The sequence below is a fragment of the Salmonella sp. 2018103 genome, from assembly GCF_026247685.1.
In the GTDB taxonomy this organism is placed as follows: domain Bacteria; phylum Pseudomonadota; class Gammaproteobacteria; order Enterobacterales; family Enterobacteriaceae; genus Salmonella; species Salmonella enterica.
The window spans coordinates 2,399,237-2,417,991 of the sequence record NZ_CP111029.1; the positions used below are offsets into that span (position 1 = coordinate 2,399,237).

At 51.5% G+C, this 18,755-nt stretch carries 19 protein-coding genes and 3 pseudogenes; 6 read left to right on the plus strand and 16 right to left on the minus strand.

Translation table 11 applies throughout. The features are described 5' to 3' along the window. Positions 1-60: 60 nt before the first annotated feature. A complete protein-coding gene (locus tag OLG56_RS11615; protein WP_000359206.1) occupies positions 61-966 on the minus strand; it encodes a LysR family transcriptional regulator in 906 nt (301 codons plus the stop codon). 119 nt (positions 967-1,085) lie between these two features. On the opposite strand from OLG56_RS11615, the gene OLG56_RS11620 reads away from it, so the two are divergent. After that, positions 1,086-2,015, plus strand: coding sequence for an aromatic alcohol reductase (locus OLG56_RS11620; RefSeq protein WP_000814359.1), 930 nt, complete (start codon positions 1,086-1,088; stop codon positions 2,013-2,015). 59 nt (positions 2,016-2,074) lie between these two features. Here the strand turns inward: OLG56_RS11620 and OLG56_RS11625 are convergent, their stop codons facing one another. Then, positions 2,075-3,688 carry a peptide ABC transporter substrate-binding protein gene (locus tag OLG56_RS11625; protein WP_061377393.1) on the minus strand — a complete coding sequence of 538 codons (1,614 nt, stop codon included), beginning with the start codon at positions 3,686-3,688 and terminating at the stop codon, positions 2,075-2,077. A gap of 189 nt (positions 3,689-3,877) precedes the next feature. Between OLG56_RS11625 and mpaA the strand changes: the two genes are divergently transcribed. Then, entirely contained in the window at positions 3,878-4,606 is a 729-nt protein-coding gene (mpaA, locus tag OLG56_RS11630) for a murein tripeptide amidase MpaA (RefSeq protein WP_000219102.1), read from the plus strand. Here mpaA and ycjG read toward each other — a convergent pair. Then, the gene (gene ycjG / locus OLG56_RS11635) at positions 4,581-5,546 is read right to left on the minus strand and encodes an L-Ala-D/L-Glu epimerase (RefSeq protein WP_001258073.1); all 966 of its coding nucleotides are present in this window, start codon (positions 5,544-5,546) and stop codon (positions 4,581-4,583) included. The two genes, mpaA and ycjG, sit on opposite strands and share 26 nt — an antisense overlap. Positions 5,547-5,661: 115 nt before the next feature. Here ycjG and tpx point away from each other — a divergent pair, with 115 nt between their 5' ends. Continuing rightward, positions 5,662-6,168: a thiol peroxidase gene (tpx, locus tag OLG56_RS11640; protein WP_001629346.1), complete on the plus strand. Its 507-nt coding sequence runs from the start codon at positions 5,662-5,664 to the stop codon at positions 6,166-6,168. Between the two features lie 89 nt (positions 6,169-6,257). On the opposite strand, the gene tyrR is transcribed toward tpx, so the two are convergent. From tyrR to pspA, 8 genes are all read right to left on the minus strand, one after another. Next, positions 6,258-7,799, minus strand: a complete 1,542-nt coding sequence (gene tyrR, locus OLG56_RS11645) for a transcriptional regulator TyrR (protein ID WP_001235493.1) — start codon at positions 7,797-7,799, stop codon at positions 6,258-6,260. Between the two features lie 147 nt (positions 7,800-7,946). Then, complete coding sequence (locus OLG56_RS11650) at positions 7,947-9,008, minus strand: YcjF family protein (RefSeq protein ID WP_023232787.1); 1,062 nt, start codon at positions 9,006-9,008, stop codon at positions 7,947-7,949. Next, a complete protein-coding gene (locus tag OLG56_RS11655) occupies positions 9,005-10,402 on the minus strand; it encodes a YcjX family GTP-binding protein (RefSeq protein WP_000825862.1) in 1,398 nt (465 codons plus the stop codon). Before OLG56_RS11655 ends, OLG56_RS11650 begins: the two co-directional genes overlap by 4 nt. 149 nt (positions 10,403-10,551) lie before the next feature. Next, positions 10,552-10,866, minus strand: a complete 315-nt coding sequence (gene pspE / locus OLG56_RS11660; protein ID WP_000913428.1) for a thiosulfate sulfurtransferase PspE — start codon at positions 10,864-10,866, stop codon at positions 10,552-10,554. A 75-nt stretch (positions 10,867-10,941) separates the two neighbouring features. Next, complete coding sequence (gene pspD / locus OLG56_RS11665) at positions 10,942-11,160, minus strand: phage shock protein PspD (protein ID WP_001097607.1); 219 nt, start codon at positions 11,158-11,160, stop codon at positions 10,942-10,944. A gap of 22 nt (positions 11,161-11,182) precedes the next feature. Then, positions 11,183-11,542: an envelope stress response membrane protein PspC gene (gene pspC, locus OLG56_RS11670; protein WP_000508936.1), complete on the minus strand. Its 360-nt coding sequence runs from the start codon at positions 11,540-11,542 to the stop codon at positions 11,183-11,185. Further along, positions 11,542-11,766 carry an envelope stress response membrane protein PspB gene (gene pspB, locus OLG56_RS11675; protein ID WP_001274953.1) on the minus strand — a complete coding sequence of 75 codons (225 nt, stop codon included), beginning with the start codon at positions 11,764-11,766 and terminating at the stop codon, positions 11,542-11,544. Before pspB ends, pspC begins: the two co-directional genes overlap by 1 nt. Before the next feature lie 59 nt (positions 11,767-11,825). Continuing rightward, positions 11,826-12,494, minus strand: a complete 669-nt coding sequence (gene pspA / locus OLG56_RS11680) for a phage shock protein PspA (RefSeq protein WP_000511000.1) — start codon at positions 12,492-12,494, stop codon at positions 11,826-11,828. 170 nt (positions 12,495-12,664) lie between these two features. Here pspA and pspF point away from each other — a divergent pair, with 170 nt between their 5' ends. The 3 genes from pspF to sapB all read left to right on the plus strand — a co-directional run bounded on the left by pspF (position 12,665) and on the right by sapB (position 16,368). After that, positions 12,665-13,645, plus strand: a complete 981-nt coding sequence (gene pspF / locus OLG56_RS11685) for a phage shock protein operon transcriptional activator (RefSeq protein ID WP_001543112.1) — start codon at positions 12,665-12,667, stop codon at positions 13,643-13,645. Positions 13,646-13,756: 111 nt separating this feature from the next. Beyond that, positions 13,757-15,406: a peptide ABC transporter substrate-binding protein SapA gene (sapA, locus tag OLG56_RS11690; RefSeq protein ID WP_001241628.1), complete on the plus strand. Its 1,650-nt coding sequence runs from the start codon at positions 13,757-13,759 to the stop codon at positions 15,404-15,406. Next, on the plus strand, positions 15,403-16,368 hold the full coding sequence (sapB, locus tag OLG56_RS11695; protein WP_000583298.1) for a peptide ABC transporter permease SapB: 966 nt from the start codon (positions 15,403-15,405) through the stop codon (positions 16,366-16,368). Before sapA ends, sapB begins: the two co-directional genes overlap by 4 nt. 230 nt (positions 16,369-16,598) lie before the next feature. Here sapB and OLG56_RS11700 read toward each other — a convergent pair. The 5 genes and pseudogenes from OLG56_RS11700 to OLG56_RS11720 all read right to left on the minus strand — a co-directional run. Continuing rightward, positions 16,599-16,901: pseudogene (locus OLG56_RS11700) on the minus strand (recombinase family protein); the annotation flags it as partial. A 158-nt stretch (positions 16,902-17,059) separates the two neighbouring features. Then, positions 17,060-17,203: pseudogene (locus tag OLG56_RS22330) on the minus strand (holin); the annotation flags it as partial. A gap of 80 nt (positions 17,204-17,283) precedes the next feature. Beyond that, positions 17,284-17,709: a subtilase family AB5 toxin binding subunit gene (locus tag OLG56_RS11710; protein WP_000727928.1), complete on the minus strand. Its 426-nt coding sequence runs from the start codon at positions 17,707-17,709 to the stop codon at positions 17,284-17,286. A 19-nt stretch (positions 17,710-17,728) separates the two neighbouring features. Beyond that, positions 17,729-18,232, minus strand: a pseudogene (locus OLG56_RS11715) (pertussis toxin-like subunit ArtA); the annotation flags it as partial. A 131-nt stretch (positions 18,233-18,363) separates the two neighbouring features. Further along, on the minus strand, positions 18,364-18,546 hold the full coding sequence (locus tag OLG56_RS11720) for a recombination protein NinG (protein WP_001096568.1): 183 nt from the start codon (positions 18,544-18,546) through the stop codon (positions 18,364-18,366). Between the last annotated feature and the right edge of the window lie 209 nt (positions 18,547-18,755).

The window sequence follows — 18,755 nt, forward strand, 5'->3', positions numbered from 1 at the left end:
TTTTGACCGTCTGTGAAAAAGTTTTCTAAACAGGCAATGCGATATCCGGAATAATATTTTTTAGCGAAGAGACTCCGGCTGGCTCAGCGCCGTTTTGCACCAGTCATAAAAAGCGCGTACCGTAGGCGGCAGAAACCTGTTTTGCGGATAGACCAGCGCAAGCGGCAAATCATAAGAATGGTTGTCCATGCAGGTCACCAGCGCCCCACTGTGCAGATACGGCGCAACCAGATAGCTGGCGACGCGAATTAACCCCAGCCCCTGTATTCCGGCCTGAATATAAGCGTCCGTATCATCGACAACCAGCGTCTCCTGCACCCGCATCGCGTAATCCTTCCCCTCACGCGTAAAAAACCAGTCGGTGGTACGCCCAGTGCGGTGGTTCAGGTAGCCGACCGCATGGTGTTTTTGCAGATCATCTAAATTTTCAGGGCTACCGTAACGCTCAATGTAAGTGGGCGATGCTGCTATCACCCAGTTAAAGCTGGCAAGTGGACGGGCAACCAGCGTGGTGGAATCATCGATCCTGCCGGCCCGAATCACGCAGTCATACCCTTGCAGGATAATATCCTCCACGCTATCGCTGGAACAAAGTATCAGCTCCAGCTCCGGATACTGGCGCAAAAAGGCCGGGAGCGTGGGAATAATGCAATGCCGGGCGAGAGATTGCGGCATCCCTACTTTAAAACGCCCTTTGGGTTGTGCCGCCCGGCCGGGAAATGACGACTCCATGGCCGCGATATCTGCCAGTACTCTTTTGCACTCTTCGTAGTAACGCCGCCCCTCTGCGGTCACGCTAAGTTTGCGGGTTGTACGTTGCAAAAGCTGAATCTTAAGCCAGGATTCCAGTTCTTTAACCACCCGCGATACCGTTGAGCGCGGCACGCCCAGCACTTCGGCGGCTCTGATAAAACTATGGGTATCCACTACGCAAACATAGACCTGCATCGCTTCCAGCTTGTCCATTTTCCCCCCGCCAATTATCCCATTTATCAGAACAGTCTAACCCGTCTTCGGCGTCTTATCGAACGCAGAACCCTGACGTAATCTTTAATCTACAGGTGAACCAACACAGAGAGGTGCAAATGAAACAATCCAATAATCAGGTGGGTGAAAAAGTATTGGTGCTGGGCGCGGGACAACTGGGGGCGTCAGTGCTGGCGTCGTTGGTTCCGGCGGTCACACAGCGTAATGGTTCCGTTAGCGTTATTGTGTCAGGGCAATCCAGGGATAAACAGAGCAAACGACGTTCCAGCATTCATCAACAACTGGCGGATGCCGGTGCGCGGTTTATCCCGGTCGACATCGCGGGCAGTTCGGTTGCAGCGTTAAAAGATCAATTCCGCGGTTTTGATACGATCATCAATTGTATGGGGTTTGTCGCCGGTGCGGGTACCCAGATAAAAATCACCCGCGCGGTACTGGAGGCGGGCGTTAAGCGCTATTTCCCCTGGCAGTTTGGCGTGAATTACGATGTGGTCGGCAAAGGCAGTGGCCAGCCGGTGTGGGACGAACAGTATGACGTCAGGACGCTTTTGCGCGAGCAAAACGTCACAGAGTGGGTGATTGTTTCAACCGGTATATTTACCTCTTTTCTCTTCGAACCGGCCTTTGGTGTGGTCAACTTAGCCCAAAAAACCATCAATGCCCTCGGCGGATGGGAAATGCAGGTCACCGTCACGTCGCCTGCGGATATTGGTCGCCTGACCACTGAAATTTATCTGCATCAGCCGCGTATCACTAACGAAGTCGTCTTTGTCGCGGGGGAAACGACCTCTTATGCAAAACTGGCGGAAACGGTCGAACGCGTGACGCAGCAAACTTTTACCCGAGGCGTATTGACGCTACCTGACTTACAGGAGCAGCTCCGTTTACATCCGCATGACCCAATGCTGCGCTATCGCGTCGCCTTCGCGCGTGGTGACGGTATGTGGTGGCCGATGAGCGACACCTGGAATGCACAACATCATCTGCCGACACAGGATATTGCCGCCTGGCTGAAAACACACCAATGAGAACGGCGGCATCAGGCGGCGGGCGTGGTTACCTTTCATCAAAAGGTAACCAGTACGCATCAGTGCTTCACAATATACATTGTACGGCTATAGGCCACATCTTCCGGGTTAGTAATGGGGTATCCCTTTACCCACGGTTTAATTAACCGGCCATTGGTATACTGATAAATAGGCGCTATAGGCGCTTGATCCGTTAAAATTTTCTCCGCTGCATTGTAATCCGCGTTACGCGCTTCGGCGGTATTTTCCATCGTCGCTTGCGTCAGGATTTTGTCATAAGTCGGATTAGTAAAGCGTGAAATATTCCCCGTATGCGTGGACGTTAATAAGGATAAGAAAGCCGACGGTTCGTTGTAATCACCCACCCAGGAGGCGCGAATAACATCAAAATTACCGGTATTCCGGCTGTCGATATACGTTTTCCACTCCTGGTTTTGCAATTTCACATCCACCCCCAGATTTTTCTTCCACATTGACGCCACCGCAATCGCGATTTTCTGATGGTTTTCTGAGGTATTGTAAAGCAGGGTTAATTTAAGCGGCTTCTGCGATCCGTAGCCTGCTGCACGCAGCAATGTTTTCGCCTGGGCATTAAGTTCTTCCTGGCTCATTTGTTCAAACGGTGAAGGATCGGGCTTAAATCCTGCCGTGACATCCGGTGTAAAATGCCAGGCCGGTTTTTCACCGGTACCTAAGACTTTTTCCGCCATCAAACGGCGATCAATGGTCATACTTAGCGCCAGACGAACGCGGGAATCCGCCGTCGGCCCTTTCTGCGTATTAAACGCATAATAATAAGTCCCTAATTGCGGCGGCGTATAAACTTGCCCTGGAATATCCTTCAATAATTTCTGGTACATATTTTTAGGGAAAGATTCGGTGATATCAATATCACCGGCAAGATAACGTTTCGTCGCAGCCGACTCCTGGTTAATGGGTAAAAATGTCACTTTTTGCAGTACCGTTTTCGCGTTATCCCAGTAATGCGTATTAGGCACGACCACCAGTTTTTCATTTACCACGCGCTCTTTAAGCACATACGCGCCATTGCCGATCAGTTTTCCCGGCTTCATCCAGTCTTTACCGCTTTCAACATTCGCTTTTTGGACCGGATAAAAGGCAAAACTGGCGGTCAGACTGGCAAACCAGGGCAACGGCTTGTCAAGCTGAATACGCAAAGTGTGCGCGTCCACGGCACTGACGCCAAGCTGATCCGGCGTGGCTTTACCGTCGATAATGGCTTGCGCATTAGTGATGCCAGCCAGAGCGGCAAACCAGGCGAAGGGGGAAAGCGTTTTGGGATCAACGAGACGTTGCCAGCTATAGACAAAATCCTGGGCGGTCACCGGCGTTCCATCGGCCCATTGCGCATTATCCCGCAACGTAAACGTCCAGATACGATTATCATTGCTCTTCCACTGGCTGGCGACGCCAGGGATAATTTCACCCTTTTCGTTCTGGTTAACCAGCCCTTCAAACAGATCGCGGATCACCTGAATTTCAGGCAGCCCAACGGCTTTCGCTGGATCTAACGAAGCGGGCTCATCTTTGATATGACGCACCAGTTCTTGTTTCTCTGCCAGTACCGTTCCGCCGGGAACATCCGCAGCATATGCCAGGGAAAAGCTGCTAACCAACAGCGCACAACAGGTTACTGAAACAGAATGCCTCATAGAAGTTCCTCAAAGATGAGTTAAATGACAACGTAATTATTTGTTTCAGCAGAAAGAAATGCAATTATCTTCCGCCAGAAAGTTGATATCGCGCCATACAAGAGGGTAAATAGAAACCATTTGATAATCGGCGGGTTTTACACAACACTACGATGATTACCCTACTGGTCTCAGCTTCGGGAAACATGTATGACTGTCACCCGCCCCCGTGCCGAGCGCGGCGCATTTCCGCCAGGCACTGAACATTATGGACGTTCGCTACTAGGCGCACCGCTAATCTGGTTTCCGGCGCCTGCCGCCGATCGCGAAAGCGGCCTGATACTGGCTGGCACCCACGGGGATGAAACCTCATCCGTGGTGACGCTCTCCTGTGCGTTACGCACCTTAAATCCTTCCCTTCGCCGTCATCATGTCGTACTTGCCGTTAATCCTGATGGCTGTCAACTAGGATTAAGGGCAAATGCAAATGGCATTGATTTAAACCGTAACTTTCCCGCCGCCAACTGGAAAGCGGGTGAAACAGTTTATCGCTGGAATAGCCGCGCGCAAGAGCGTGATGTCGTGCTGCTAACCGGCGATCATCCCGGCTCAGAACCGGAAACCCAGGCGCTTTGCCAGTTAATACATCAACTCCAACCCGCCTGGGTCGTCTCTTTTCACGATCCCCTGGCCTGCATTGAAGATCCACGTCGCAGCGAGCTAGGCGAGTGGCTGGCCGATGCGTTTGCGTTGCCGCTGGTGACCAGCGTTGGTTACGAAACGCCCGGTTCGTTTGGCAGCTGGTGCGCCGACCTCAACCTGCACTGCATTACCGCCGAGTTTCCCCCTGTTTCTGCCGATGAAGCCAGCGAAAAATACCTGCTGGCTATGTCGAATCTGCTCCGCTGGCATCCTAAAGATGGAGTTGACCCGTCGTAAAGCGTAGCGCGGGCTCAACATCAACCGCCAGCCATGTTGGGCCATCAAGATCGGCGAAGCTCACCTGCGGCATAAGCGGCAGCGCGGCGCTAATCGCTCTTGATGTACAGAGCATACAGCCCAGCATCAGGCCGAATCCTTGCTCCCGCGCCTCCGTTGCCAGCGCCAGCGCCTCGGTCAGACCGCCGGTTTTATCCAGCTTAATGTTAATCATATCGTAGCGCCCCGTCAGGGCTTTCAGACTACTGCGAGTATGGCAGCTCTCATCTGCACAGATGGGCAACGGATGAATAAAATTTTCCAGGGCGGCGTCATCCTGCGCGGGCAGCGGCTGCTCCAGCATCGCGACATTCAGATCCGCCAGTAACTGGCAACGCGCCGCCAGCCCCTCCGGACGCCACGATTCATTGGCGTCCACAATGAGCGTCGCCTCCGGCACCGCCGAGCGGATCGCCACCATACGTTCGCTAATCAGACGAGCATCGAGTTTGATTTTCAGCAACGTTGCCCCTTTTTCCCATAGTGCCGCCGCACTGGCCGCCATCTGTTCCGGCGTGCCTATCACTACCGTTTGCGCGGTAGTAAAAACCGGGGCCAGCGTCACGCCGAGCAGCCCGGCAAGGCTTTGCTGCCGCTGGCGGGCCTGCAAATCCCATAAGGCACTGTCCACCGCGTTGCGCGCCGCGCCTGCCGGTAACAGTTTCTGCAATGCTTCGCGAGTCAGTCCGTTTTCCAACTGAGGCACAATACTCATGATTTGCGCCATGACCGAGGCATCACTTTCACCATAACGTGGATATGGCGTACATTCCCCGATGCCTTTTACGCCCTCTTCTTCCAGTTCGACAACGACAACATGCGCTTCGCTTCGGCTACCACGCGCAATAACGAAAGGCGTATGCAACGGCCAGGTTTCCTCATATACCTTAACAGATCTCATCTCTTCCCCTCTGATAGCGCCGGACGCGGCTTGCTACAAATAGTATTTGCCGTGTTAATGAATAATGACTTAAACTGGATTTCGACGTTAACTATAAGTAAATAGGAACATAATTATGTCACAGACTGTACATTTCCAGGGTAACCCGGTCACCGTTGCCAACGTTATTCCGCAGGCTGGTAGCAAAGCACAGACTTTTACTCTTGTCGCAAAAGATTTGTCTGACGTTTCCCTCAGCCAATATGCAGGCAAACGCAAAGTGCTGAATATTTTCCCAAGCATTGATACTGGCGTATGCGCCGCATCAGTTCGTAAGTTTAATCAACTGGCCACAGAAGTGGAGAATACCGTCGTATTGTGCGTTTCTGCTGACCTGCCTTTTGCACAGTCGCGTTTTTGCGGCGCGGAAGGCCTGAGCAATGTTATTACGCTTTCCACTCTGCGTAATAACGAGTTTCTGAAAAACTACGGCGTCGAAATCGTTGACGGCCCGCTGAAAGGTTTGGCGGCGCGCGCAGTCATCGTGCTTGACGAAAACGACAACGTTATTTTCAGCCAGTTGGTGGATGAAATCACCCACGAGCCGGATTACGACGCCGCGCTTAATGTCCTGAAGGCATAAGCCAGCGACTGCTGGCGCTACGTTTGTCAGTGCTACAGGCGGTGCTCTTTTGTCACAAGAAGGCCTCTATCCAGAGGCCTTCTTTTTTTCTACTCTTCACCCTTCTTCTGGCTCAGACCATATTCACGTAGCTTATTGGCAATCGCGGTGTGCGATACCCCCAACCGTTTCGCCAGTTTACGCGTACTCGGATAGCTACGATAAAGCTGGGTCAGGACAGAACGTTCAAAACGACTGGTAATGTCATCCAGCGAACCTTCCATCGCATCTTCGCCGACTGCCACCGTCGCGGCATCGTAGTCAGGCAGCAGGATATCCTGCGGACGCAGCTCATACCCTTCCAGTTGCGTCAGCGCCCGGTAAATCGCATTTTTAAGCTGGCGAACGTTACCCGGCCAGCCGTAACGAGTGAGGACCGTACTCAGATCGGCAGACAGTTTCGGTCGCGGAACGCCCTGTTCGTCGGCAAAACGCGCCACGAACAGTTCGGTCAACGGCATAATATCCTGCGGACAATCGCGCAACGGCGGCAAATTAAGCGTCAGAACGTTAAGTCGATAATAGAGATCTTCGCGGAACAGTCCTTTTTGCACCAGCTCCACCAGATTTTTCTGCGTGGCGCAGATAACGCGGACATCAACATGAATTTCGTGATCTTCGCCGACGCGACGGAACGTACCATCGTTGAGAAAACGTAGCAGCTTCGCCTGCATACGCGGCGACATTTCGCCAATTTCATCCAGCAGCACCGAACCGCCATTCGCCTGTTCAAAAAAGCCTTTTTTACCTTCCGGCGCATGGCCAAATAGTTCGCTTTCTACCGCATCTTCCGGGATTGAAGCGCAGTTGAGCGCCAGATACGGCTTCGCTGAACGAGGGCTTGCCTGATGACAGGCATAGGCGAAAAGATCTTTGCCGGTTCCCGTATCGCCGGTAATCAGCAGCGGCGCGCTGAGCATCGCCAGTTTGCGCGCCTGCTCAACGACGTGCTTCATCTTTGCGCTCACGGCAATAATCTGACTAAACGCGCTCAGATCCTGCGTGGACAAATTCTGTAGCTGCTGCCCCATACGAATCGTGGAACGCAACATCACGACCGCCCCGGTCAACACGTATTCGTCATTTTCGTTTTGTAAATGTACCGGCGTAATCTCCATCAGGAAGTTTTGCCCGTTGATCACGACATGTTCGTTATGGGAGCTTTGCGGGTTACCGTCCAGCCAGCGCTGAAAATTGAAGCCGTTGATTAATTGTGCGGCGGTATGGTGCCGCATTCGCTCCTGGCTCTGGGCAAAAAGCTGACAACTCGCCGGGTTCGCCATCTCCACTTTACTCTTCATATCCAATGAGAGCACCGGCTCCGGCAACGCCTCAAGCAGCGCGCTCAGGGCCAGATGTTCACGCTCGGACGGCATCCAGGGAACGGTACGGACATCCGTTACGCCGGAAATACGGCGGATTTCGGCCATCAGGCTGCTGAAGTCGGTGAATTCCAGCTCAGCAAAATTAAGATAAATTCGCCCAATGGGATCAATCTCGATTCCGCGTAAATCAATGCTACGTAACACCAGTAAATCAAGTAATTCGCGGGTCAGACCAAGTCGGTCTTCACAAAAGACTTCCAGACGCATGGGAACCTTCACCTGAATAATGAACCATTAAATAGATGATAAGCCACTATTCGGCTGGCAGGAAGGATTCTGTCAACAAATATTGACAGCATGGCGGAAAAACGGGCGCTGCGGCGTAAAGCCAGGCAGTCAGCGCCCTGTGGAAGGTCATTTCTCAGGCGACGACTTACTCTTTTGTAACGTCTCTTTTAGCTGACCGATAAGCTGACGACGAAAATCACCGAGACGTGGTTTATCGTTATCGATCCACGGCAATGGTCGACATAGTTCCATCGCTTTTATTCCCAGTCGAGCGGTAAGGAGACCTGCGCCAATCCCCTGTGCCGCGCGCGTGGACAGGCGTGCGGCCAGATCCTGAGACATCCAGTCCATACCGACTTCACGCACCAGCTCACTGGCTCCCGCGAACGCGATATTCAGCAACACCAGACGGAACAGACGAAGGCGGCTGTAATAACCAAGTTCAATGCCATACAGCGTTGCGATACGGTTAATCAGGCGTAAATTACGCCAGGCAATAAATGCCATATCCACCAACGCTAACGGGCTGACGGCGATCATCAGAGTCGATTCCGCGGCGAAACGGCTAATCTCACGTCGCGCCTGCGCGTCAAGTACCGGCTGTACCAGATGCGCATACAAATTGACGATTTCCCTGTCGTTTTGCGTTTCGTGAATAGCGGCATACCAACGTTGTAATGCCGGATGTGATTGATCAATCCCCGCCTGCTGCGCCAGTTTTTCGCAAAATGCGCGACCTTTCCCGACGCTATGGCTATGTAACAGCTCACGCGCTTCATCCCGCTCATGCGCCCGCTGGCGCAAGCGCCATAATCGCCGCCACTCCGTGACCACCGATCCCACGCCAGCGCCAACGATCAGCGCGCCTGCGGCACAGCCGCCTAAAGCGACCCAGTCCTGAGTTTGCCAGGCATTCATTGTCCACTGTACGCCTTGCCCGACCACGCTCGCGCCAAACAGCGCCAGCCCTCCCATCACCATTTTACGCCACAGGCTGCGTTTGGGACGCAGCGCGGCATCGACCGCCGCTTCTGCCACGCCTTCGTCTTCCGGGCGCTCATCGATAGCTGCAGGCGCAAATGTACGCGACTCCGCTTCGCTGAAAGTTTGCTGCGCTTTGAAGGCCGACGTAGGCTCCTCCTTTAGCGGTTCTGCAAAATCAATACGCGGTTTTAACGGTTCGCTCATCGCAGCTTATCTCCTATTAAAAACTCCAGCGCAGCGTCCAGACGAATATGCGGTAACGGTTTATCAACATCCATCACCTGCGGACGAAAGGCTTCGAACTGAAAACCCTGACTATCCCAAAACGCTTGCCCCGGCAAACGCGAAGGCACTTCGCCGGGGTACACGGTTAACGGCGCGCCGTCACTCAAACGGTTTCCACGTAAAGCCGGGATTTTTTCACCGTTGACCTCAATCACGCCGCTGGTGGTCGCCTGTACCGACGCCAGCCCCAGGCAATCCATACTAATGCCTTCAAACGCGGCATTTTGCCAGGCATCCTGAATAAGCTGCTGGAGCAAGGCCACCATATTGGCATGTTGGTCGAGGGTGACATGGTCGGCTTTCGTCGCGGCGAACAGCAATTTGTCAATCACCGGCGAAAACAGGCGGCGAAACAGAGTTCGCTGACCATAGTGAAAACTTTGCATCAGCTGCGTTAAAGCGAGACGCATATCATTAAACGCCTGCGGCCCGCTATTAAGCGGTTGCAGACAGTCGACCAGCACAATCTGGCGATCAAAGCGTAGAAAATGATTTTTGTAGAACCCCTTGACCACTTTTTCGCAATAGTAGTTAAAGCGTTCGCGCAGCATTCCAGCGTTGGTCTGCTTATCCACCTGCGCCAGTTTTGACTCGCCGAAGGCGTCCACATCCGGCCACGGGAAAAACTGCAACGCTGGCGCACCCGCCATATCGCCCGGCAAAACAAACCGTCCAGGCTGAATAAAGTGCAATCCCTGCGATTTACACTGATGCAAATAATCCGTCCAGGCGGCGGCAATCTCCGCCAGCCGGTTTTCATCGGCGGGCGCCAGCGGATCGAGTCCGTCGCAAAGTTGCCGCCATTTTGCGGCCCACTCAGCGCGTTGTCCTTGTAACAAGCCGTTCATCTGACGGGACCAGCTTAAATAATCCTGAGCCAGCATGGGCAGATCGAGTAACCATTCCCCTGGATAGTCCACAATCTCCAGATACAATGTCGAGGTATCTTTAAAATGGCGCAGCAGCGAGTCGTTTGAGCGATAGCGCAACGCCAGCCGAATCTCACTCACGCCGCGCGTCGGTGTGGGCCAGGCGGGAGGATTGCCATAAAGCTGAAGTATCCCCTCGTCGTAGGTAAAACGGGGAATACCAAAATCACGTTGAGGCACGCGCTTTACGCCAAGCAGGCGTTCTTCGCGTACCGCGCTGAGCAACGGTAAGCGCGCGCCCGCGTGGACATTAAGCAACTGGTTAACCATCGCCGTGATAAACGCCGTTTTGCCGCTGCGGCTCAACCCGGTTACGGCAAGTCGCAAATGCCTGTCTACCCCACGATTGACCAGCGCGTTGAGTTCAGTTTTAAGTCGCTTCATTGACATCCTGTTGAGCCTGAAGAGAAGAAAAAAATAATAACGAGCCTGCGTTATAGATATGTGCAAAAACGTTATTATCAACTACCCGGAGAGATCAACAACGGCGCATTAAGCGCCGCGGTTAGTATGAGTATTGAGCAATAGATTATCTATTTTTTTACTTTCGGCATATCAAGACGACTGATGCCGCCCATATTCATCGCGTGCGTATACCCCATATCAAGCAACATTTGTTTTGCCATGCCCGACTGTCGCCCGGAGTTGCAATATAACTTTACCGTATCGTTCCTGTCTGGAACTACCGTTTCGATATGAGATTTAATCTCCTTCAATGGGATATTAATCGCGCCCTGAATATGCTCTCGTTGATATTGTTCCGGAATGCGGACATCTATCCAGTATTCTGCGGCATAAAGCGGCATGGCTATGAATAACGCTAACGCAAATATTCCTTTTTTCAACATACTCCCGTCCTGACACGTAATGTATTTCGCACACACTATACGCCAGAGCTTAACGAAATATTATGACCAGACTCGCTATTTGTAACGCTGCGAAATTTTATTCGCCGCCTTACGAAGTACTGGCTCCAGCGCAAACGCCAGCAACATTTTTAGCGGACGACGGGCGACGGATTTTACCGCCCATCCCGCCACGCCGGCAGGCCCGTAGCGTAACGCGGTCAACAGAACCAGCTTACCTGCTATTTTGAAGCCGGGCTTCACCTTCTGCCCGGCGCGTTGCCAGCGAGTATTCATCTTCACCTTCCCGATATAACACTTAAAGTTGACGGAAACGACTACGCAGTGTGAACGTATCTGACGTGACGTAGCGTTCCATTTCTCGCAAACGCTTTTCGCCTGCGGCAAGCTCTCTGTCTACGGTATCCAGCAGTTCGCCGCTGGTCGGCTGCGGTTTGCCTGCGGCCAGATTATCCGGCATAGGGTCCAGTACAAAAGACAGAACGATATAGGCCACTACGGTAAAAAACGCCAGCCCAAAGAAAATCGACAGCACGACCAGAATACGCACCAGTTTTACCGGTACATCAAGGTAGTCGGCGATCCCAGCGCAAACGCCACGCAACATGCCCTTTTGCGGCATACGCCATAGTTTTTTATTCAGATTGATTCCACCCATTAGCGCTCTCTCCAGTTCGGATGCTCTGCATCAAGAATGTCTTCCAGCGCCTGAATGCGCTCGCGCATACGTTGCGCGTCGTCTGTGAGTTGCAGTAAGCGTTGCTGCTCGCTTTGCGACAGTTCTCCCCGACCGGCGCGGTTGCTGTAATGCAGCCACAGCCAAATCGGTAACACAAACAACACAAAAATGGTTAACGGGATGGCCAGAAATAGCGCGCTCATGCGTTCTCCTTACACCTAAAGCTGATGAGCGACGGCGCGTATCGGCGCCGCCATTGTCATTATTGATTATCTTGCTTCATTTTGGCTTTCAACTGCGCCAGCTGCTCGCTGATTTCATCATCGGCTTTCAGGTTGGCAAACTGTTGGTCCAGCGATTGCTGCTTACCAAAACGATGGCTTTCCGCTTCCGCTTCCATTTGATCGATACGACGTTCAAAGGATTCAAACCGCGCCATGGCTTCATCCAGTTTGCCGCTGTCAAGCTGACGACGGACATCACGGGAAGAACTCGCCGCCTGATGACGCAGCATCAGCGCCTGCTGGCGAGCGCGTGTTTCGCTGAGTTTGTTTTCCAGCTCGCCAATCTCTTTCTTCATGCGCGCCAGCGTGTCATCCACCAGCGTGACTTCCTGTTCAAGCGTAGCAATTAAATCGGTCAGCTTTTGTTTTTCAATCAATGCGGCGCGCGCCAGATCGTCTTTATCTTTGCGCAGAGCCAGTTCCGCTTTTTCCTGCCACTCGGTCTGCTGAGCCGTAGCCTGTTCAATACGACGGGATAACTGTTTCTTTTCCGCTAAAGCACGCGCGGAGTTCGAGCGAACCTCCACCAGCGTATCTTCCATCTCCTGAATCATCAGGCGCACCAGCTTCTGCGGATCTTCCGCTTTTTCCAACAACGCATTGATATTGGCGTTCACGATGTCGGCAAAACGAGAAAAAATACCCATAATTCAATCCTCACATAATGTTCTGATAACGGGCGATGCCCTGCTACATGATTAATACAATTTGCGTGCCAACTTTTCATATCACTGATAATAAAGAAATTGTTTCGTTTTACCTCGCCAGCAAAAAAGGATAAAGTGGTGAAAAACACTAACAAGTGGCGATTTTCATCATGGCTGAATTTAAAGATAACCTGCTCGGCGAGGCAAACCGTTTTCTTGAAGTACTGGAACAAGTCTCCCGGCTCGCGCCGCTGGATAAGCCAGTGCTGATTATTGGCGAACGCGGTACGGGTAAAGAACTTATCGCCAATCGCCTGCACTATCTCTCTTCACGCTGGCAGGGGCCGCTTATCTCGCTTAACTGCGCGGCGCTTAACGAAAATCTGCTGGACTCCGAACTGTTTGGTCATGAAGCGGGCGCTTTTACCGGGGCGCAAAAACGTCATCCCGGTCGCTTTGAACGCGCCGATGGCGGCACGCTGTTTTTGGATGAACTGGCGACAGCGCCGATGCTGGTACAGGAAAAGCTGCTGCGGGTGATTGAATATGGCGAGCTAGAGCGCGTCGGCGGCAGCCAGCCGTTACAGGTTAATGTGCGATTAGTATGCGCCACCAATGCCGATTTACCCGCCATGGTGAAGGAAGGGACATTTCGTGCCGATCTGCTCGATAGGCTGGCTTTTGATGTTGTACAACTGCCGCCGCTGCGCGAACGCCAGAGCGATATCATGCTGATGGCCGAGCATTTTGCTATTCAGATGTGTCGTGAACTACGTCTGCCCTTATTTCCCGGTTTTACCGATCGGGCAAAAGAAACGTTGTTGCATTACGCCTGGCCGGGTAATGTCCGCGAGCTGAAAAACGTAGTCGAACGTTCAGTGTATCGCCACGGCAGTAGTGAACATCCTTTGGATGAAATTGTTATCGATCCTTTTCAACGCCATCCCGCCGAACCGCCCGCGCCCGCCCTGCCATCGGCAACCGCCACGCCCGACCTGCCGCTCAAGTTGCGGGAGTTTCAACTGCAACAGGAAAAAGCGCTGCTGCAACGTAGCTTACAGCAGGCGAAATTTAACCAGAAACGAGCCGCCGATTTGCTGGCACTCACCTACCACCAGTTTCGCGCCTTGCTTAAAAAGCATCAGCTTTAGCTATTTCTCCGGCTAATTGACGACATTTACGCCAGTTATCCACCGACATTTTTACGTGGCGGGCCGAAGTGCGATACACTTTGCAAATTGAACTTCAAAAACTTAACTATTATGCGCCTGGTTTTATCGTCTCTGATCGTGATAGCGGGTCTACTGAGTAGTCAGGCTACGGCTGCGACTGCGCCCGAACAAACTGCGAGTGCAGATATTCGCGATAGCGGCTTTGTGTATTGTGTCAGCGGGCAGGTCAACACCTTTAATCCGCAAAAAGCGAGCAGCGGCCTCATCGTCGATACCCTGGCCGCCCAGTTATATGACCGCCTGTTGGATGTCGATCCCTATACTTATCGTTTAGTCCCAGAGCTGGCAGAAAGCTGGGAGGTGCTGGATAACGGGGCAACGTACCGTTTTCACCTGCGCCGCGACGTTTCCTTTCAAAAAACCGCCTGGTTTACGCCGACCCGAAAACTCAATGCTGATGATGTTGTCTTTACCTTTCAGCGGATTTTCGATCGTCGACATCCGTGGCATAACATCAACGGCAGTAGCTTCCCCTACTTTGATAGCCTACAGTTCGCCGACAATGTAAAAAGCGTGCGTAAGCTGGACAATAACACCGTTGAGTTTCGCCTGACGCAGCCAGACGCCTCCTTTTTATGGCATCTGGCCACACACTACGCTTCCGTTATGTCCGCTGAGTACGCCGCGCAGCTTAGCCGAAAAGATCGTCAGGAACTGCTTGACCGCCAACCGGTCGGCACCGGGCCTTTCCAGCTTTCGGAGTACCGTGCCGGGCAGTTTATTCGTCTCCAGCGCCACGATGGTTTTTGGCGCGGCAAACCGCTGATGCCGCAAGTAGTAGTGGATTTAGGCTCCGGCGGTACCGGGCGTTTATCAAAATTACTGACCGGTGAATGCGATGTTCTGGCCTGGCCCGCCGCCAGCCAGCTAACTATTTTACGCGACGATCCGCGTTTGCGCCTGACGTTGCGCCCGGGGATGAATATCGCCTATCTGGCCTTTAACACCGATAAGCCGCCGTTGAATAATCCCGCAGTGCGCCATGCGCTGGCCTTATCGATCAACAACCAGCGCCTGATGCAGTCGATTTATTACGGCACGGCAGAAACCGCAGCCTCCATTTTACCGAGAGCCTCATGGGCTTACGATAACGATGCCAAAATTACGGAGTACAATCCGGAAAAATCGCGCGAACAGCTAAAAGCGCTGGGCATTGAGAATCTTACGCTGCATCTCTGGGTGCCGACCAGTTCTCAGGCCTGGAACCCAAGTCCGCTAAAAACGGCGGAGCTTATTCAGGCGGATATGGCGCAGGTTGGCGTAAAAGTGGTCATTGTACCGGTTGAAGGTCGTTTTCAGGAGGCGCGTCTGATGGATATGAATCACGATCTGACCTTATCCGGCTGGGCCACGGACAGCAACGATCCGGATAGCTTTTTCAGACCGCTGTTAAGCTGTGCGGCCATCAATTCGCAAACCAATTTCGCCCACTGGTGTAACCCTGAATTTGATAGCGTGCTGCGTAAAGCACTGTCGTCGCAGCAGTTGGCTTCGCGCATAGAAGCGTATGAGGAAGCGCAGAATATCCTGGAGAAAGAGCTGCCGATACTGCCGCTGGCATCATCACTACGCCTGCAGGCTTACCGCTACGATATTAAAGGGCTGGTGTTAAGCCCGTTCGGCAATGCGTCTTTTGCCGGCGTCTCCCGCGAAAAACACGAAGAGGTGAAAAAACCATGATTATCTTCACCCTGCGTCGGTTATTGCTGTTGCTGGTGACGCTATTCTTCCTGACCTTTATCGGCTTTAGCCTGAGCTATTTTACGCCGCACGCGCCGCTACAAGGCGCATCATTATGGAATGCCTGGGTTTTCTGGTTCAATGGTCTGCTGCACTGGGACTTTGGCGTGTCCAGCATTAACGGCCAGCTGATCTCCGAACAGCTTAAAGAGGTGTTTCCCGCCACGATGGAGCTGTGCATTCTCGCCTTTGGTTTTGCGCTGATGGTCGGCATCCCGGTCGGGATGCTGGCTGGCGTGACGCGTAGCAAATGGCCGGATCGTTTTATCAGCGCGCTGGCGCTATTAGGTTTCTCAATTCCGGTTTTCTGGCTGGCGCTTCTGCTCACACTGTTCTTTTCGCTCACGCTGGGGTGGCTGCCGGTATCCGGGCGATTTGACCTACTTTATGAAGTTAAACCGGTTACCGGTTTCGCCATCATTGACGCCTGGATTTCAGATTCGCCGTGGCGCGATGAAATGGTGATGAGCGCCATACGACATATGGTTTTACCGGTGCTCACGCTTTCCGTCGCGCCGACCACAGAAGTGATCCGCCTGATGCGAATCAGCACTATTGAGGTCTACGATCAGAACTACGTTAAAGCGGCGGCCACGCGCGGCTTGTCGCGCTTTACGATTTTACGCCGTCACGTGTTGCATAATGCGCTGCCGCCGGTCATTCCCCGTCTTGGCCTGCAGTTTTCAACCATGTTAACGCTGGCGATGATTACCGAAATGGTTTTCAGCTGGCCAGGGCTGGGACGATGGTTAATTCACGCCATTCGTCAGCAGGACTATGCCGCTATTTCCGCTGGCGTGATGGTCATTGGGTCGCTGGTTATTGTGGTCAATGTGATTTCCGATATTTTGGGTGCTATGGCTAACCCTCTGAAACATAAGGAATGGTATGCCTTACGATAAGAAACAATAAAAATATCATTAAATCAAAAAGTTATGCTTTTATTTTTGTGATAAGTTCGTTTTTTAGTACACAAATATATACACTTTGTTTTCTACTTTCTCCGGCAGTCCATGCTTCGATGATGATTGCCGGAGATTTATCTTCTGTATCAGCGCCTCCGGGTTTCACTACGTATCGCTACCTGCTGTCGCGGTACGCCAGCCCCAATCAAACGCCCGGCCTGCGCCTATTGTTCCAATGTTAGTTTCGGTCGTCGGCCACCATTACACCCCCTCTCCCTTGTCGCTTCCAGTCCAGCGCGGGTTCTTTCCACAATCAATTCACGTTCCATTTCATCGAGTGTGCCCATGACATGAAAGAAGAATCGCCCCATTGGCGTCGACGTGTCTATGCTGCTGTCGGTCAGGCTGTGGAAATTAACGCCGCGTTCGCGCAATTCTTCTACCAGAACGACCAGATGACGCATACTGTGACCCAGGCGATCAAGCTTCCATACAACCAGTGTGTCCCCTTCTGATAACGTCCTGACTAAAAGGAGCAGGCTTCACGGGCTGGATTTATCCAACAAAGCGCGTAGTGAGTGTTTCCCGTGAGGCTGAATACGAAAAAGGCCACGTAAATGCGCAGCCTTTATGGTGAGAGTTCTAATCTTAAGAGGCACTCCATCAAACAAACCACCCACAATTGTCAGAAGCTTGAAGGAGTGCTTTGGGGTGACAGTATCTGCGGCATTGTTGCCACGAACAACGTTCCCGCAAATGCTCAAAATACAATCCCAAAATCCGCTCCAGTAAACAGTCTAAATATCGTTGCCCCACAGATCGCTACAGCCATACAGGAACCTGATAAAGGTTCAGACCGTCTCACCAACAAGATTAAGCCTGTTCTTTAGAGCGTTTAATACCCAGCAACATTTAATTTGTCAACATAGGCCCCATACAATAACTTGATGAGCTACAAGTAGTTATCGCAATTAATTCCCTGGAAGAGAATGCACTTTTGAAATCGGGGTCGCGCCAAACATTCTCTTTATAATATATCCTTACATCCCCCCCTGTTGTATAATAATACTTTGCTATATTTAGCATGTTATCAAACCCCTGTTTATGATTCCCGTACACATCCACTTTACACATGGCATTGACACTAATAGCCTCACTCCCGCGCTTCAGTTCGATACAAAAAAACTGAGTTTCCTTATCCCCTGACGTATACACACCATAAGACAGGTTTTTAATCTGAACATTACTCACATACGTATCATAATCAGCCATAGCTGCATAACAAACACTGGATAATGACGCAAGAGCAAGAGTCAGAACCTTTAATTTCTTTTTCATAATCCACTCCAACAATATTTACCATACTTGCATTTCTCTCGTAAACAAGCTCAACTGCTTCATGGATATTTTCAATTGGGATAGAATTTACAGATACATACTCACTTTGTAACCGCATCATCACTCGCTCAAAATGACCAAACTGGATACCACATAACTCAATATAAGCAACAGACGGCGGAAGGCTGTAGAAACTATTGTCTGCACGGATTCTGTATCTGTACAACCTGCCGCTAAATGTTGCTCTGGAGTAATATAATCGTGCTATATTATAAGACTCATTAATATCTGAGATAGTCGCAATATAGTACTGTCTCGACTACCGGATGCACAGGAGTCATCTCTTATATGTTGCTGAAGATTCCTGTTATTACCGTGCGAAGCAAAACCATCCCGAAAAATCACATCTGAAGGTCTCGAGTCAACACGATATACAAAATCAACGGCACTTGCATAATCAGAAAAACACTAAAAATAATATTACTTTTTTATCATACCCCCTCCCACAGAAACTATCAGGCAAACCACCTAATGTGTTAAACCGAGTGCTAACCATAGCTCAGTCATACTTTACGTCTCGCTGGATAAAATTAGAAAAACAAACCTCCCTGGTTTACGGGCACGAAAATCCCCGTAATCACACAATGCCTATCCTTAAACTGCGGCGTTCGCCTGGCGTTCGGCTTTATCCGTCTGGTATTTATCCCTGATACGCCTGGCACGCAGTTCCAGCGCGTAGATAGCGCCATGTTCAGGACAGCACCAGACAACGTTGCTGTAAGCAGGAGAAAACCATTCCCGGCAAACTTTGCATTTACGGCGCGGTAATTTAGCCATGCTCACCTCAGACCCGGTTACGGATATAGCATCTAATAACGTTAGATTATGCATGCGTAATAATTCATAGCATATTTATATTAATGTAAATAAAATACAGTCAACAGATTTCTCCAATTTTATTATATATAAACAGAGGCTTACGTTGAGTAATAACAAGATCATACAATCCCGCACCAGTAAAATTAATGTAAAAATAGGCGTAATCA

Excerpts from the sequence above, each read along its gene's own strand:
- pspA (WP_000511000.1), bottom strand. The coding sequence starts at position 12,494 with ATGGGTATTTTTTCTCGTTTTGCCGACATCGTGAACGCCAATATCAAT.
- OLG56_RS11615 (WP_000359206.1), bottom strand. The coding sequence starts at position 966 with ATGGACAAGCTGGAAGCGATGCAGGTCTATGTTTGCGTAGTGGATACC.
- OLG56_RS11655 (WP_000825862.1), bottom strand. The coding sequence starts at position 10,402 with ATGAAGCGACTTAAAACTGAACTCAACGCGCTGGTCAATCGTGGGGTA.
- OLG56_RS11710 (WP_000727928.1), bottom strand. The coding sequence starts at position 17,709 with ATGAAAAAGAAATTAAAGGTTCTGACTCTTGCTCTTGCGTCATTATCC.
- mpaA (WP_000219102.1), top strand. The coding sequence starts at position 3,878 with ATGACTGTCACCCGCCCCCGTGCCGAGCGCGGCGCATTTCCGCCAGGC.
- tyrR (WP_001235493.1), bottom strand. The coding sequence starts at position 7,799 with ATGCGTCTGGAAGTCTTTTGTGAAGACCGACTTGGTCTGACCCGCGAA.
- OLG56_RS11620 (WP_000814359.1), top strand. The coding sequence starts at position 1,086 with ATGAAACAATCCAATAATCAGGTGGGTGAAAAAGTATTGGTGCTGGGC.
- pspD (WP_001097607.1), bottom strand. The coding sequence starts at position 11,160 with ATGAATACTCGCTGGCAACGCGCCGGGCAGAAGGTGAAGCCCGGCTTC.
- tpx (WP_001629346.1), top strand. The coding sequence starts at position 5,662 with ATGTCACAGACTGTACATTTCCAGGGTAACCCGGTCACCGTTGCCAAC.
- pspF (WP_001543112.1), top strand. The coding sequence starts at position 12,665 with ATGGCTGAATTTAAAGATAACCTGCTCGGCGAGGCAAACCGTTTTCTT.
- pspB (WP_001274953.1), bottom strand. The coding sequence starts at position 11,766 with ATGAGCGCGCTATTTCTGGCCATCCCGTTAACCATTTTTGTGTTGTTT.
- ycjG (WP_001258073.1), bottom strand. The coding sequence starts at position 5,546 with ATGAGATCTGTTAAGGTATATGAGGAAACCTGGCCGTTGCATACGCCT.
- pspE (WP_000913428.1), bottom strand. The coding sequence starts at position 10,866 with ATGTTGAAAAAAGGAATATTTGCGTTAGCGTTATTCATAGCCATGCCG.
- OLG56_RS11650 (WP_023232787.1), bottom strand. The coding sequence starts at position 9,008 with ATGAGCGAACCGTTAAAACCGCGTATTGATTTTGCAGAACCGCTAAAG.
- OLG56_RS11625 (WP_061377393.1), bottom strand. The coding sequence starts at position 3,688 with ATGAGGCATTCTGTTTCAGTAACCTGTTGTGCGCTGTTGGTTAGCAGC.
- pspC (WP_000508936.1), bottom strand. The coding sequence starts at position 11,542 with ATGGGTGGAATCAATCTGAATAAAAAACTATGGCGTATGCCGCAAAAG.
- sapB (WP_000583298.1), top strand. The coding sequence starts at position 15,403 with ATGATTATCTTCACCCTGCGTCGGTTATTGCTGTTGCTGGTGACGCTA.
- OLG56_RS11720 (WP_001096568.1), bottom strand. The coding sequence starts at position 18,546 with ATGGCTAAATTACCGCGCCGTAAATGCAAAGTTTGCCGGGAATGGTTT.
- sapA (WP_001241628.1), top strand. The coding sequence starts at position 13,757 with ATGCGCCTGGTTTTATCGTCTCTGATCGTGATAGCGGGTCTACTGAGT.